Source organism: Pseudorhodoplanes sp. (assembly GCF_035565795.1).
Classification (GTDB): Bacteria; Pseudomonadota; Alphaproteobacteria; order Rhizobiales; family Xanthobacteraceae; genus Pseudorhodoplanes.
Map to the genome: position 1 here is coordinate 15,577 of NZ_DATMRV010000047.1, position 13,274 is coordinate 28,850.

Here is a 13,274-nt window from a genome sequence, read left to right on the forward strand (position 1 = left end):
TTAGTGTAAACAGCAGTGAACTCTGTTCGTTTACGTCTTCTTGTATCGGCAGCGTGATCGTTAGATCGGCGCAAATCGTAGCGCTGCAAGGTCCCGGAAAGCCTGAAAATATCGATAAAATCGTCACGTCCTGCTTAAGGTTAACGTGCGGCTATTCAGCCGCGACTGCGCCGGCGTGTTAGCTAGCGCTCACATGTCCCTGAGGAGGCCATCGTGATTTTCAACGAAACCAAGCTCAAAGGCGCCTTTGTCATCGAGCTCGAACGCCGCGAAGATTCGCGGGGGTTTTTTGCGCGGGGCTTCTGTCAGAACGAATTCCAGGCACACGGACTGAAGCCGACAGTGGCGCAGGGCAACATCGCGTCGAACATCCGCAAGGGCACGCTGCGCGGCATGCATTTCCAGTATCCGCCGGCCGCGGAGAGCAAGCTCGTGCGTTGCACGCGCGGTGCGATCTACGACATCATCGTCGATCTTCGCCCCGAGAGCCCGACCTATCTCCAGCATTTCGGCGTCGAATTGAACGAAGACAACCAGCGCGCGCTCTATGTGCCGGAGCGTTTCGCGCACGGCTATCAGACGCTGACTGACAAGACCGACACCAGCTATCTGGTCGGCGAATTCTATACGCCCGAAGCTGAGGGCGGCCTCCTCTACAACGATCCGAGTCTCAAGCTGCACTGGCCGCTGCCGGTGAGCGTGATTTCGGAGAAGGACCAGAAATTCCCGCTCTACAGTGAAATCGAGTCGACGCTGAAGCGGAAGATGGAGCGCGTGCTGGAGCCGGCGTGAGCTGACGCCGGACACCATCGCAGCGGGAAGAAGGACGAAGCCAATGATACTCGTCGACGATGCTTTGAAGGCCCGTCAGGATGCCGGCAACCCGATCCGCGTCGGTGTGGTCGGCGCCGGGTTCATGTGCCAGGGCCTGACCAACCAGATCACCCATAGCGTGCCAGGCATGCGCGTTGTGGCCATTTCGAACCGCAGGGTCGAGCGTGCAGCGGGCGTCTACAGATATTCGGGCTACCAGCATGTCGCGTTTGCCGACACGCAGCGCGCGCTGGACGATGCGATCGCGTCCGATCGGCCGGTCGTTACCGAAGATGCGTTTCTGCTGGCGCGCTCCGGTCTCGTCGATGTGCTGGTGGACGCCACGGGTTCTGTCGAGTTCGGCGCCCGCGTGACGCTCGAGGCCTTCAAGCATGGCAAGGATGTCGTGCTGCTGAACGCCGAGATCGATGCCACGATCGGCCCGATCCTGCAGACCTACGCCGCGCGTCACGGCGTCATTCTCTCCGCGTGCGACGGCGACGAGCCGGGCGCGCAGATGAACCTTTATCGCTGGGTCAAGGGGCTCGGTTTGACGCCACGCGTCATCGGCAACGTGAAAGGCCTTCAGGATCCATACCGCAATCCGACCACCCAGCAGGGCTTTGCCGAAAAGTGGGGTCAGAACCCGGCGATGGTCACCAGTTTCGCCGATGGCTCGAAGATCAGCTTCGAGCAGGCGATCGTGGCCAACGCGACCGGCTTCAAGGTGCGCTCACGCGGCATGTCGCGCGGCCTCGAATATCGCGGCGACATCATGCAGATCGGCCAGCTCTACGACATTGAGGAATGCCGTCGTCTCGGCGGGATCATCGACTATGTGGTCGGAACGCCGCTCACCAAGGTCTATGTGCTTGCTGAACATGATGACCCGAAGCAGCGGCACTATCTCAACCTTTACAAGATGGGTGAGGGGCCGCTCTATTCCTTCTTCGTCCCCTATCACCTCGTGCATTTCGAGGTGCCGATCGCCATTGCGCGCGTCGCGCTGTTCCGCGATCCGGTGGCCAAGCCGCTGGGCGGTCCGGTGGTCGAGGTGTGCGCCGTCGCTAAACGCGATCTGAAGGCCGGCGAAACGCTCGATGATTACGGCGAGTACATGACCTATGGCGAGGCCGTGAACGCCGAGGAGATGTGCGAGCAGCAATATCTGCCGGAGGGACTGGTCGAGGGCTGCACGCTCGTCCGCGACGTCAGGAAGGACAGCGTGATCCGCTACGGCGATGTGGTGCTGCCGCAAGGCCGGATCGCGGACCGGCTGCGCGCCGAACAGTATCGGCACTTCCGCGGCGAGACCTGGCTCGAGGATATTCTGAAGGTGGCCGCGTAGTCCCGCTGTCGCGGAGATGCGCATGAGTGTCGTGTAATGATTGTCATCTTCATTTCCGCCCGCGCCTATGAGCAGGACTTTCGCAAGTTCCTGCTCGACGCCTTGCGCGCGGACGGTCATGAAGCCTGGCACGTCAGGGTCGGCCGCACGAACGTTCTCGCTGGAGCCGAGGGCGTTGAAGAGTTTGACGGAATCGCGGGCCTTCTTCGCCTCATTCGTCGGCTGCGTACGATCGGGGCTCGAGGAAACGTCGTGTATCTCGACACGACCGGCGCGATCATGCCCGTGCGATCGCTGCTGTTCCGGCTCGGCCTGCGGGCTGGCACGTGGTGTTTCGATGTCTACGACAACCTCGTCTACAATTACCGTGGCGCGCGATGGCTGAAGACACGATTCTCGATTTGGCTTTTGTCCCGTCTGTCGAGCGCGACAATCCTGCTGTCGCGGGAGAGCCTTCGTCATTTCCCGAGCGCGCATCATCTCGATAATGCGTGGGACATATCACGTCATGAGCGCAACCATGAGGCTGGCGGTGACATGGTTGTCCTGTCGGCAATCGACGAACGTTTTGATTTCGGCTTTCTGGAAGAGGTAGCGAAATTGCTGCCGGATCGTCAGTTCGTCGTCTACGGATACGTGCTGCACGACAATCCGGCGGTAAAGCAGCGGATGGCCGGTCTCTGCGCACGGCAGCGCAACGTTTCGTTCAAAGGGCGGTATGCGTTCGGTGATATTCCTGACATCGTTCGTCCGTTTGGCATCGGACTGACGCCCTATGTCGTTGGCGATCCGCTGACGGAATTCATCAATCCCGACAAGTATTATCTGTTTCTGCAGGCCGGGATGGAGGTGATTTCAACCGACATTCCGCAAGCGCGCCGTATGGCGGATCGTGTCCATATCGCGCGCAAGCCTGAAGATGTGGCCGAGATTGCGCGCCGCATTCAGAATGAGCCGGCCCAGCGCAAGAATGCCGATGCGATGACAGGCTTTAGCTGGCGCGATCGCGCACGTGAGTTCTGCGAGATCGTTCGGGCGACCGGCCCTGCGAGGCAATCCGAAAAAACAATCCATGCCGTTGGGTCGCTTGCATCCGCAAGTGTTCCGGCGCGACGGTCTGAGCAATAGGACGCGTCGCCATGGGAAGTCTCAAGACGAATGCTGCGCGCGGGGGAGTAGCCAAACTTTGCGGTCAGGCCGGCAATTTCGCGCTCCGCATCCTGTTCATCATGGTTCTTGCGCGTCTGCTGTCGCCTCAGGATTTCGGTCTGGTCGCGATGGTGACGACGGTGACCGGAATTTACGAACTATTTGCAACAGCGGGTCTGTCGGTCGCGACTGTCCAGCGGTCGACGATAACGCATCAGCAGATATCGACGTTGTTCTGGGTCAATATTCTGGTTGGCGTGGCGCTGGCGCTCCTTTGCGTCGCGAGTGCGCCGTTCCTCGCGAAATTCTATCACGAGCCGCGCCTGTTCTGGGTAACCGTCGTCATGGGCGCTGGCTTCATCGTGAACTCGTTGGGCATACAGCACTCGGCGCTGCTCCAGCGTGACTTGCGCTACGTCAGTATCACCGCAATTGAACTGGGTGCGCAATTGTGCGGCATGTCGGTTGGCATCGGCTTTGCGCTCGCGGGATATGGCTACTGGGCGCTGATTGGATCGACGCTGGCGACGCCCGCTGCGACCGCCGCGGCAGTGTGGTTCGTGACCGGCTGGCGGCCAGGTGCTCCCAAGTTCGATTCCGATGTGAAATCGATGCTCGGCTTTGGCGGTATCATGACCATCAATGGGGTAATGGTCTATATAGCCTATAACTTCGACAAGGTTCTGATAGGTCGCGTTCTTGGTGCGGAATCGCTGGGGCTTTACAGTCGCGCCTACCAACTCATCAACATCCCTACGGGGAACATCAACGCAGCCGTCGGCGGCATAACGTTCTCCGCGCTGTCGCGTTTGCGGGAAGATCCGGTCAAATTTCGCAGCTACTTTCTCAAGGCGTACTCCCTCGTCAACGCAATGACCGCGCCGATCACCATCTTCGCTGCGGTGTTCGCCGTGGACATTATCCGGCTTCTGCTGGGTCCGCAGTGGTTCAATGCCGTGCCAATATTCCAGCTGCTGACGCCGACAGTCCTGATCTTCGGGATTGTTAATCCGATCGGATGGCTGATGTATGCCGATGGCCTGTTCTATCGCAGCATGCTTATCTCTTTCGTCATCGCGCCGCTTCTGATCGTCGCATACATCATCGGCCTTCCCTATGGCGCAACCGGCGTAGCTTTTGCCTTCTCCGCCGCAATGACGCTCTGGCTTGTGCCGCACGTGATCTGGTGTCTGCATGGCACGGTCGTGTCCCCGAAGGACATCCTTGTTGCAACGCTGCGCCCGGTTGCTGCCGCGCTGGTCGCAGTGGGGCTGGCGTGGCTCGTGATGCAAAATGTAGGGTACGTTCCGAATACCGTGTTGAGGCTGACCATTGCAGGCACGGTTATGGCGATCACTTATGCCGGGATACTTCTATTCGCGATGGGGCAGCTGGAACTTTATATGTCGCTGTTCAGAGCCCTGTTTGTCAGCGCTTCTGCCGCGCCGGGCGGGGGCGAGCCGATCCATCAGAACAATGTGCTGGCGCAAAAATAAGAGACTGTTCAATTCGGGTTGTTCAATGCCCGCAAGAAAACGCAACGAGTAATGATCATGAGCATGAGAGCTGGTGACTGGGTTGAGGTTCGTAGCAAGGATGAGATTCTGCGAACACTCGACAAAGGCGGCTGTATGGAAGGATTGCCGTTCTCGCCGCAGATGTTCAGTTACTGCGGTCAGCGCTTTCGTGTCTACAAGAGCGCGCACAAGACCTGCGATACCGTCTCCGGATCCGGAGGCCGCCATCTGGAAGGTGGCATTCATCTCGATTTGCGCTGCGACGGCAAGGCGTATGGCGGGTGTCAGGCAGGCTGTCTTCTGTTTTGGAAGGAGGCTTGGCTGAAACCGGTTGCCGCCGATGAGGCTGTTGGAGCATCGTGCACGAAGTCCGAGACTCACTCGGCGAACGTAGCGGCGATCTGTTCTGAGCAGGATGTGGTCAATGGGACCCGCGCGCCCGCTTTGTCAACGGGTGAGCCTGTCCGTTACCGCTGCCAGGCAACGGAGCTCTTGCGTTACACCACGCTACTACCGTGGTGGGATATCCGGCAGTATATCGAGGATTATCGTTCAGGCAACGTTTCGCTATCGCGGATGCTCTCCGGCCTGGCCTATGTTTGCTACAATAATGGCTTTCAGGCATCGCGTGACACAGTCGGCAAACCGGCGCGCTGGTTGTACGACATGTTTCAGCGTCTGCGCGGCGGCGTTCCCTACCCGCGAAGAAAGGGGAGGCTGTCGCTGGCAGGTCCGGCTCCTCAAGCAGATCTCGGACTACAACCAGGCGAGCTGGTTCGCGTCAAATCCTACGATCAGATCCTGGCCACACTGGATACCAAGACCAACCATCGGGGTCTGAAATGGGACGCCGAGCTTGTCCCGTATTGTGGCAAGACGCTTCGCGTGAAGACGCGTATTGAGCGTTTCATCGATGAGCGTACCGGGAAGATGATTTCCCTCAAAACGCCGGCTGTCATCCTCGATGGGGCGTGGTGCCAGGCCCGCTATAGTGAATGCCGTATGTTCTGCCCGCGGAGCATCTATTCGTGGTGGCGCGAAATATGGCTGGAGCGGGTGGAGGATCCGAAAGTTGTCGCCCGCTTGCTGGACGATGATTCGCGCGAACGTACGCCGAATGCGGCTTAGGCGCGCTTGCGCGCGCCTTTGCGCCTCAATTGCGGTAACAGAAGCCTGTTCTTCTCGAAACAAGTACGAAGCCGACCTGGGATTAACCTGAAATCGGCAAGTCAATTGTTGGTTGCCGATCTGAAGGCTATTTAATCCAACGGCGCCATCTGGTTTTGGTCCATTTGGACCGCAATGCGAGTACGATTGCCGGGTTCAACAATGAGTAGCCTCGTCGGCAAAGATCGTGAACGGGACGTCCCGCCGAAGGTCACGATCGCGATTCCTACATTCAACCGCGCAGCCTGGATCGAGGGCGCTGTCACCGGTGCGCTGGCCCAGACCTATCCCGATTTCGAGGTGCTCGTTTCCGACAACGCATCGACGGACGCGACGCAGTCCGTGCTTGCGCAATTCGATGATCCGCGCGTTCGTGTTGTTCGGCAAGACGCAAATCTCGGAATGGTCGGGAACTGGAATGCGTGCATCGCAGAGGCGCGTGGCGAATATATCGCGGTCGTACCCGACGATGATCGCATCTCACCGTGGTTCCTCGATCGCTGCATGAGTCTTGTCGCGAAGGCGCCCGGATTGCCTATCATCCTCGGTTTGAGCGATTTGCGACTTGGCACCAAAGACCCGCGCGTGTTGCATGCAGTTCGCCATAAGCGGCTTGCGTCCGGTGTCTACGATGGCATTCAGATCCTGAACGAATTCCTTGAGGACAGGATCTCAGCGCAGATGTGCAGCATCCTTGTCCGCACTGAGAGCCTTCGGGCCCAGGCCGGCTTTCCGTCCGGTTTGCCGTTCTCGCTGGACAAGGCGGGATGGGCGCCGGTTCTGCTGAACGGAAAAGCGGGTTTCGTGAATGAATCCTGCGGCACATTCAACGAGCACGAAACCAATCACACCCATAGCCTCGACGCAAATCTCTGTCTCGATGACGAGTGGCGCTTTACACAGCGCCTTGTCGAAGCCGCGCGCCATGTCGTCGCTGATACAGCGAGGCGACGCAGTGTCATTCGAAGCGCGAATCGCTACTTTGGCCGCCGTGCCCTCGAGATTCTGGTGACGTATCGGCAAGGTGGTGCTGAGCTCGGTGCGGTCCTGCCTCTTTTGTGGCGATGGAAGGCCAATCTGGTGCATGCCCGCGTCGCCAGTCCGGTAAGGTTCGCACGTCTTCTGTCGGTTTTGCTGCTGCCGAAAATCATGACGGAACAGGTTCGCCGCCTGAAGCGGCACTATCAACGGGATCTTGGTTGGAAAACGTGAGTGCGACGCAAAATTACCGGATGCTGAGAGAGTTGTAGTTCGAAGCGTTGTCGTGCCGAGGAAACAGGAGCGTTAGTATGCGTGTTCTTCTCACTGGTCACCGGGGCTATATCGGCACCGTTATGACGCCGATGCTGCTGAAAGCAGGCCATGAGGTGGTCGGCCTGGACAGCGATCTGTATGAACGTTGCACTTTCGATCAAGGTGGAGAGATCGTACGGATCCCAACAATCCGGAAGGATGTGCGCGACGTCGAGGCGCGCGAACTGAACGGATTTGACGCCGTCCTGCATCTGGCTGCGCTTTCGAACGATCCGCTTGGCGATCTGAAACATGGTCTCACCGATGAGATCAACCATCGGGCGAGCGTGCGGCTGGCGACCCTGGCCAAGCGTGCCGGCGTCCACCGATTCGTTTTCGCGTCGTCCTGCAGCAACTATGGCCAAGCCGGCGAAGAGATGATCGATGAGACCGGGGCGCTCAACCCGGTCACTGCCTATGGCGAATCAAAGGTGGCGACCGAGCGCGGCGTTGCCCCGCTCGCCGATGACAATTTCTGTCCGGTTTATCTGCGTCCTGCAACGGCTTATGGGTTGTCGCCGCGGCTTCGCTTCGACATCGTGCTGAACAATCTCGTGGCGTGGGCCTACACGACCGGCAAGGTGCATCTGAAGTCCGATGGATCGCCGTGGCGTCCGATCGTCCATATCGAGGACATCTCGCGGGCCTTTATTGCCGCGATGGAGGCGCCCGCGCATCTCGTCAGGAACGAGGCATTCAATGTCGGACAGACCGCGCACAATTATCGCATTCGCGATCTGGCGCACATTGTCGCCGAGGTTGTCCCCGGCTGCCGGGTCGAACTCGCCGACGATGCGGGTCCGGACAAGCGCTCCTATCGCGTCAGTTTCGAGAAGATCGCGAAGACGCTGCCCGCATTCAAGCCGCAATGGGACGCCCGCATGGGTGCCGAGCAACTCTACAAGGCCTATCGCGAAGCCGGCGTAACCCTGGAAGAATTCGAAGGGCCGCGCTACCAGCGCATCGGTCACATCCGCAAGCTGATTGCCGACGACATCGTGGGCAGCGACCTTCGTCACAAGCTGGCCTGCGCCGTCTGACGGTTTAGTCAGCGGCTGCAACAAGTCCGATAAATGGCCCGCTTCGAATGCTTGAGGCGGGCCTTGTCCTTTGAAGTATGATTTATGCGGCGTCTTCGGCCGGCCGCCGCAGGAATGCGAGGATCAGGGCAAGGCTTGCGGACAGGACTGTCGTTTTTGCCCAGATGCCGTTCGAGGCGGCCGTCACAATCAGAAGAAACAGCGATGGCAGGATTGCCCAGACGCTCGAATAATAAGGGATGAAGCTGAAGAGGAATACGACATAGGCGACGAAAAGCGGGATCGTTAGCGCAAGTCCGCACGCCAGGATGAAGTTCGCCCAGGATATTTCGATCGCGAGAAGATTGAGGGCTTCCTGCCTTTGGACGAGCGCTGCGAGGTCGTCTCGCGACATTCCCAACCACAATTCGGACGGTGGAAGCGCTGCAATCAGGTCGAGCGCGACCTGCCGGGTGCTGGCGCTGCCAATATCGTATTCGAACCGGCTGATCATGGTGTCGAAGAAGCCGAAATACAGCAAAGCAAAGACGCAGATGGCGAATACCGGCATGCCGACCACGCCGTAGATGATCGCAGCCTTGTTGAGGCGGCCGGAGTAAAGCTGGCTAAGGAGCGAGATCGCGAAATAAAGAAGGATTACCAGGGCCGACACTACCATGGCGGTCCGGCCGCCTGTCGTGAAAATCGCAACGAAAGACGCCAGCACCAGCGCGATACGGAAGATGCTGGCGCTGGTGAGCCGGATCGGGGTCGAAATCAGATTGACGATGCAATAAACGCCGAGCATGGTTGCCGCGGCCAATTGCCCCTCAAAGAACGCGCGTCCTCGGAACTGGCCGAATTCGTAGGAATCCGGGGTGATGTTTCCGATCACCAGAATTTTGGCCGCATATTCAAAGAACAGCAGCGCAATATTGACGATGAAGAAGACATCCAGGAGCGTGCGTAGCTGACGCAGACTGTCATACGGCAAGCAGATCCAGACGACGACCACGACGAGAGCCGCCAGAAACGTATCGACAAACGGCGCGATCGAGAGCTGCTTGAACAGGATGGCGTAGGTTGCCACCGCTGCGACGGTGAGCGCAAAGAAAATAAGCCGCCAGTCTGTCAAACACAGGTAGAGGACATTTCGGCGAAAGAGGCCATCGATCAGGAACAGTGCCAGTGTGGTGCCGATCAGAAGATAGGTCGCGAAATGGATCTTCTGGAATTCTGATCCTCCCCCGAGGTAGGCCCAGCCAAGGAGCTCGAAAACGCTCGGCGGCATCCAGAGGAACAGAACGGTGGCGAAAGCAATCAGAGTTCGCAGCCAGCCCGCGAGCCGCGCCGCGGATCGCGGCTGCAGTGTGATTCTCGCTTCGGCCACGGCCATCAGCGCCCCTTCAGAGCAGCTACAATCGCCCTGTAGGCGGGCTTCGGATTCATATCGAAATCGAAGGGCAGGATCCGCGGCATCCTGACGTCGGAGATGCGTCCCGACAGAAGGTTCTCGGCCGTTGACGTGTACCGGTCGCTCAGCTCCCAGGTGATGACCGTCCGAACGGCGTCGACCGACAGAACATCCTTGAGATACATGTGGTAGTAGTCGGCCACGCCTTTGTCGCGCTTGGCGAAATCATCCGGAAAAATCGAGTCGTCTACGTCGAGTTCGGTGATGTAGATGTCGAGCCCCATCGCCTTGATGGTGTGCATGAATTCCAGCAGCGAGTCGCGGTCATATTCGGAGCGGAATTTCGGCGACAGATGCGATTCCATGCCGATGGCGTCGAGTGGCACGCCCTCATCCAGCAGGCGTCGGACGAGATCGAGGAAGTAGCCGCGGAACTTCGGCCAGGGCGAATCGGGTTTGCGCGATCTGTTTTTTGCGAACGGCGAATCGTACCAGCGATGCTCAAGGTAGGACTCGTTCAATACCAGCTTGGCATTGGGGTCGGCTTGCCTGGTTCGTCTGAACGCGCGGGAAATGTACCGCGGGCCCATGGCGTTGTACCATGGGCCGCCACGCAAACCGCCTTCATGCCAGCTTTCGATCCAGATCGGCTCGTTCACCACATCCCAGGAATGAACGCGGCCGGCATAGCGGCCCGCGACGTCATCGATATGGCGGTCGAGCAACCGCTCCATTTCGTGTCCCGAGAGCCGGTGCGACCAGTCCGGCATGAAGTCGTTCCAGATCAGCGTATGTCCCCGCATATGCAGCTTGTTCGATGCTGCGAAATCGAACAGCCGATCGGCGACAGTGAAATCGATGTGGTCCGGACTCTTGCGCAACGCGTCGAATTTCAGGCTGTAGTCCGGCGTCAGGATAGCGCATTCGTCGCCCAGCAATCTTGCGTATGACGGGCTTCTGTAAATGTGCTGATCGAAAGCTGATCCAAAGAGGATCCCGCGCCGGGCCGCGACGTCTCGCGCCTTCTCCGGGGATGCTGCCGAGCGCGCCACTGAGGCCGGGCCAAGGCACGTGGCGCCGACCGCAGCGGCAATTCCAGCGAGAACGAGCCGACGATCAATTGTACGGGTTGTCCGCATGATGGTCGCTAACATGTCGGGACAAAAGCGGTCAAAACAATGGAAGTTGAGAGCCGGTTTGATCGCGCGTTAACCCTAAAGAGCAGGGTGTTTGCTGGTTAACCTAAAGGTCCGGATTTTATGAATCGCCTGGCCAAGTATGGAAGTATGCCCGCGTGACGCCCATCTCGCGCTTCGCAGTGAAGATGGGTGCTCTCTGAAGTTACAAAATCGTAAGGCGGGTTCATCCCGATCTGATCTGTCTCTCTCCTATCAAATTGCCGAACGATCCCTGAAGAGCAAAAAGCATAACATGACAGCTTATGACGTCGAATTGGGGCGGCTGAACAGCCCAAAGCAGAAGCTGCTTTCCCGCTTTCCCAGACAGGCAATCTACGCGCGCTACATCAAGGCGCTCTTTCGCGGCGAGATCGAGCTGCGCTTGTTGCCGTTGCTGTGCAGGCGTTCGCGCGTGACGGTGGATGCCGGCGCGCATCATGGAATCTATACGCTTGGCGCGAGCTTGTTCAGCCGCGGTGTCATCGCGGTCGAGCCGCAGCGCCATCTCGCCAACGCGCTAAGGGAGTCGATGCCGGCAAGTGCGAGGCTGGTGGAAGGCGCCTTGTCGAGCAGACCCGGCGAAGCGGTGTTGCGAATCCCGTTGCAGGGATGGGATAGCACGTCTCATCTCGGCGAGGGCGAAGGCGACGACGCGCGGTGGCGCTCCCAGCGCGTGTCGCTGTTTCGACTTGACGACATCGTTCGGGAGCCGGTTGGCTTCGTCAAGATCGATGTCGAAGGACACGAGCGCGAGGTGCTGGAAGGCGCAACGCGCATTCTTGCGACGGACAAACCGGTATTTCTTATCGAGGTCGAGGAGCGGCACAAAGCCGGATCGGTCAACGACATCGCCCGCTTCATGCTTGAGCGCGGTTACCGAGGTTTCTTCGTCGAGGGTCGCCGAATCCGTCCGATCGAGGAGTTCGACCTGGATCGATATCAGGCGACTTCGCTGATCGGCGAGGGCGATCGCGCCAGCTACAGGGATTACATCAACAACTTTATCTATGTGCCCGCTGGGGTGACGTTGCCGAGGTCGGTCCCGTCAGCTTGGCAAGCCCTGTGGGCCAGTGTCCGCCACTTGGTCGGTAAGTGAACGGTTGTTCGGAATGCTGGCGAGATCAGAGCTGAAAGACACGTTGGCCCGGCAGGAGGCGGCACAGTCTCTCGTCGGCAAGCATGTGCTTTGTCTTGTCCATCCGATCGACCCGCGCGGCAACAAGGTCGGCGGCATCGAAACCCACGTCCGCATGATGGTGGCGCATGCTCCACGCGACTGGCGCGTGCTGCTGGTTGGAGTCGATGGACGCGGTGATTGCCGCCTTGGAGAAATCCAGCAACTCTCGATGGAAGGCCGGACATACGATTTCCTGCCGGTGCTTCGCTTTTCGGAGGATCAGACGCAGGCCGCGCGGTCGATCTTCGCCTCGCTGACCTTTCAGTTCGGGCTCGGCCTGATGCGGCATTTCCTGACGCTGCGTCGCGCCGTCAACGCCGGAGCAAGCGCAACAATCGAGTTGCAGCGATTCGAATTCGCGGCTCTCGGTCCGCTCCTTCGCCGTCCGACTGTCCAGGTCATTCACGGCGAGGGCACCAAAGACGACAAGATGGACTCGCTGATCAAGAAGTTCTGGTACGTCCACCGCCTGAACGAAGAAGTCGCCGTGCGGCTGGCGAGCCGGATCATCTGCGTGAACCCGAACATCCTGGCGCGACTCGAGCGCGAAAAGCCGAACTTGGCGAAGCGAGCCGTTTTCATGCCGGTTGCGGTCGATACCGACGTCTTTACGCCGGCAGACTTCGACACGAAAGACGGCGTGTTCCGGGTGGTCTTCGCGGGCCGGTTCGACGAATTCAAGAACCCGCCGCTGATGTTCAGGACGTTGCGCCATGTCCATGACAGGCTCGGCGGAAAGTTCGAATTCCATTACGTCGGGACCAGCGATCCCGCGCGTTATCCCGAGTTCGAGCTGGTTCGTCCGTTCACGATGTTCCACGGCTTCCGCACCTCCCGCGAAGTGGCGGACATCATGAAGCGATGCCACGCCGGCATTCTGACCTCATGGTTTGAAGGGATGCCCTGCTATCTGCTTGAGCTACTGTCCGTCGGACGGCCGATTGTTGCGGTGACGTTGCCGCAATACAAGCTGGTCGTCGAACAGGGCAAGAGCGGCTATCTGGTCGATCGCGACGATGATACGGAGCGTCTGATCGCGGCGCTATCAGATCGTCTGATCGAGACCTGGTCGCAGGTGCGGGCCGGGACCATGCCGGCTGCTGAGATCCGGGAGCGCGCGCTGCCCTATTCCGTTGACGAGCAGCTTCATCAGCATTTCGCGCGGCATCGTCAATTGATGGCCGGTCAGGCCGCCTGAC

The 13,274-nt window shown here is 59.1% G+C and carries 11 protein-coding genes; 9 read left to right on the forward strand and 2 right to left on the reverse strand.

Going from position 1 to position 13,274, the window contains the following annotated elements; genetic code table 11:
- Positions 1–213 precede the first annotated feature (213 nt).
- The 7 genes from rfbC to VNZ93_RS05425 all read left to right on the forward strand — a co-directional run bounded on the left by rfbC (position 214) and on the right by VNZ93_RS05425 (position 8,327).
- On the forward strand, positions 214–792 hold the full coding sequence (rfbC, locus tag VNZ93_RS05395; protein ID WP_325701152.1) for a dTDP-4-dehydrorhamnose 3,5-epimerase: 579 nt from the start codon (positions 214–216) through the stop codon (positions 790–792).
- A gap of 43 nt (positions 793–835) precedes the next feature.
- Complete coding sequence (locus VNZ93_RS05400) at positions 836–2,161, forward strand: NAD(P)-dependent oxidoreductase (protein ID WP_325701154.1); 1,326 nt, start codon at positions 836–838, stop codon at positions 2,159–2,161.
- A 36-nt stretch (positions 2,162–2,197) separates the two neighbouring features.
- A complete protein-coding gene (locus VNZ93_RS05405; protein WP_325701157.1) occupies positions 2,198–3,289 on the forward strand; it encodes a hypothetical protein in 1,092 nt (363 codons plus the stop codon).
- Between the two features lie 11 nt (positions 3,290–3,300).
- The gene (locus VNZ93_RS05410) at positions 3,301–4,806 is read left to right on the forward strand and encodes a lipopolysaccharide biosynthesis protein (protein ID WP_325701160.1); all 1,506 of its coding nucleotides are present in this window, start codon (positions 3,301–3,303) and stop codon (positions 4,804–4,806) included.
- 57 nt (positions 4,807–4,863) lie between these two features.
- Positions 4,864–5,955 (forward strand): hypothetical protein, encoded by a 1,092-nt coding sequence (locus VNZ93_RS05415; RefSeq protein ID WP_325701163.1) that lies wholly within the window; start codon positions 4,864–4,866, stop codon positions 5,953–5,955.
- Positions 5,956–6,156: 201 nt separating this feature from the next.
- Positions 6,157–7,206 (forward strand): glycosyltransferase family A protein, encoded by a 1,050-nt coding sequence (locus VNZ93_RS05420; RefSeq protein ID WP_325701166.1) that lies wholly within the window; start codon positions 6,157–6,159, stop codon positions 7,204–7,206.
- Positions 7,207–7,283: 77 nt separating this feature from the next.
- Positions 7,284–8,327, forward strand: a complete 1,044-nt coding sequence (locus tag VNZ93_RS05425; protein WP_325701169.1) for an NAD(P)-dependent oxidoreductase — start codon at positions 7,284–7,286, stop codon at positions 8,325–8,327.
- Between the two features lie 82 nt (positions 8,328–8,409).
- Here VNZ93_RS05425 and VNZ93_RS05430 read toward each other — a convergent pair whose 3' ends face one another.
- The gene (locus VNZ93_RS05430) at positions 8,410–9,702 is read right to left on the reverse strand and encodes a VpsF family polysaccharide biosynthesis protein (protein ID WP_325701172.1); all 1,293 of its coding nucleotides are present in this window, start codon (positions 9,700–9,702) and stop codon (positions 8,410–8,412) included.
- Complete coding sequence (locus tag VNZ93_RS05435; RefSeq protein WP_325701175.1) at positions 9,702–10,874, reverse strand: endo-1,4-beta-xylanase; 1,173 nt, start codon at positions 10,872–10,874, stop codon at positions 9,702–9,704. Before VNZ93_RS05435 ends, VNZ93_RS05430 begins: the two co-directional genes overlap by 1 nt.
- A 277-nt stretch (positions 10,875–11,151) precedes the next feature.
- On the opposite strand from VNZ93_RS05435, the gene VNZ93_RS05440 reads away from it, so the two are divergent.
- Entirely contained in the window at positions 11,152–11,994 is an 843-nt protein-coding gene (locus VNZ93_RS05440; protein ID WP_325701177.1) for an FkbM family methyltransferase, read from the forward strand.
- A gap of 13 nt (positions 11,995–12,007) precedes the next feature.
- On the forward strand, positions 12,008–13,273 hold the full coding sequence (locus VNZ93_RS05445; protein WP_325701180.1) for a glycosyltransferase: 1,266 nt from the start codon (positions 12,008–12,010) through the stop codon (positions 13,271–13,273).
- The last annotated feature ends 1 nt before the right edge of the window (position 13,274 follow it).

Coding starts and splice junctions, on each gene's coding strand:
- VNZ93_RS05415 (WP_325701163.1), top strand. CDS start 4,864: ATGAGCATGAGAGCTGGTGACTGGGTTGAGGTTCGTAGCAAGGATGAG.
- VNZ93_RS05405 (WP_325701157.1), top strand. CDS start 2,198: ATGATTGTCATCTTCATTTCCGCCCGCGCCTATGAGCAGGACTTTCGC.
- VNZ93_RS05445 (WP_325701180.1), top strand. CDS start 12,008: ATGCTGGCGAGATCAGAGCTGAAAGACACGTTGGCCCGGCAGGAGGCG.
- VNZ93_RS05400 (WP_325701154.1), top strand. CDS start 836: ATGATACTCGTCGACGATGCTTTGAAGGCCCGTCAGGATGCCGGCAAC.
- VNZ93_RS05435 (WP_325701175.1), bottom strand. CDS start 10,874: ATGTTAGCGACCATCATGCGGACAACCCGTACAATTGATCGTCGGCTC.
- VNZ93_RS05420 (WP_325701166.1), top strand. CDS start 6,157: ATGAGTAGCCTCGTCGGCAAAGATCGTGAACGGGACGTCCCGCCGAAG.
- VNZ93_RS05440 (WP_325701177.1), top strand. CDS start 11,152: ATGACAGCTTATGACGTCGAATTGGGGCGGCTGAACAGCCCAAAGCAG.
- VNZ93_RS05430 (WP_325701172.1), bottom strand. CDS start 9,702: ATGGCCGTGGCCGAAGCGAGAATCACACTGCAGCCGCGATCCGCGGCG.
- VNZ93_RS05425 (WP_325701169.1), top strand. CDS start 7,284: ATGCGTGTTCTTCTCACTGGTCACCGGGGCTATATCGGCACCGTTATG.
- VNZ93_RS05410 (WP_325701160.1), top strand. CDS start 3,301: ATGGGAAGTCTCAAGACGAATGCTGCGCGCGGGGGAGTAGCCAAACTT.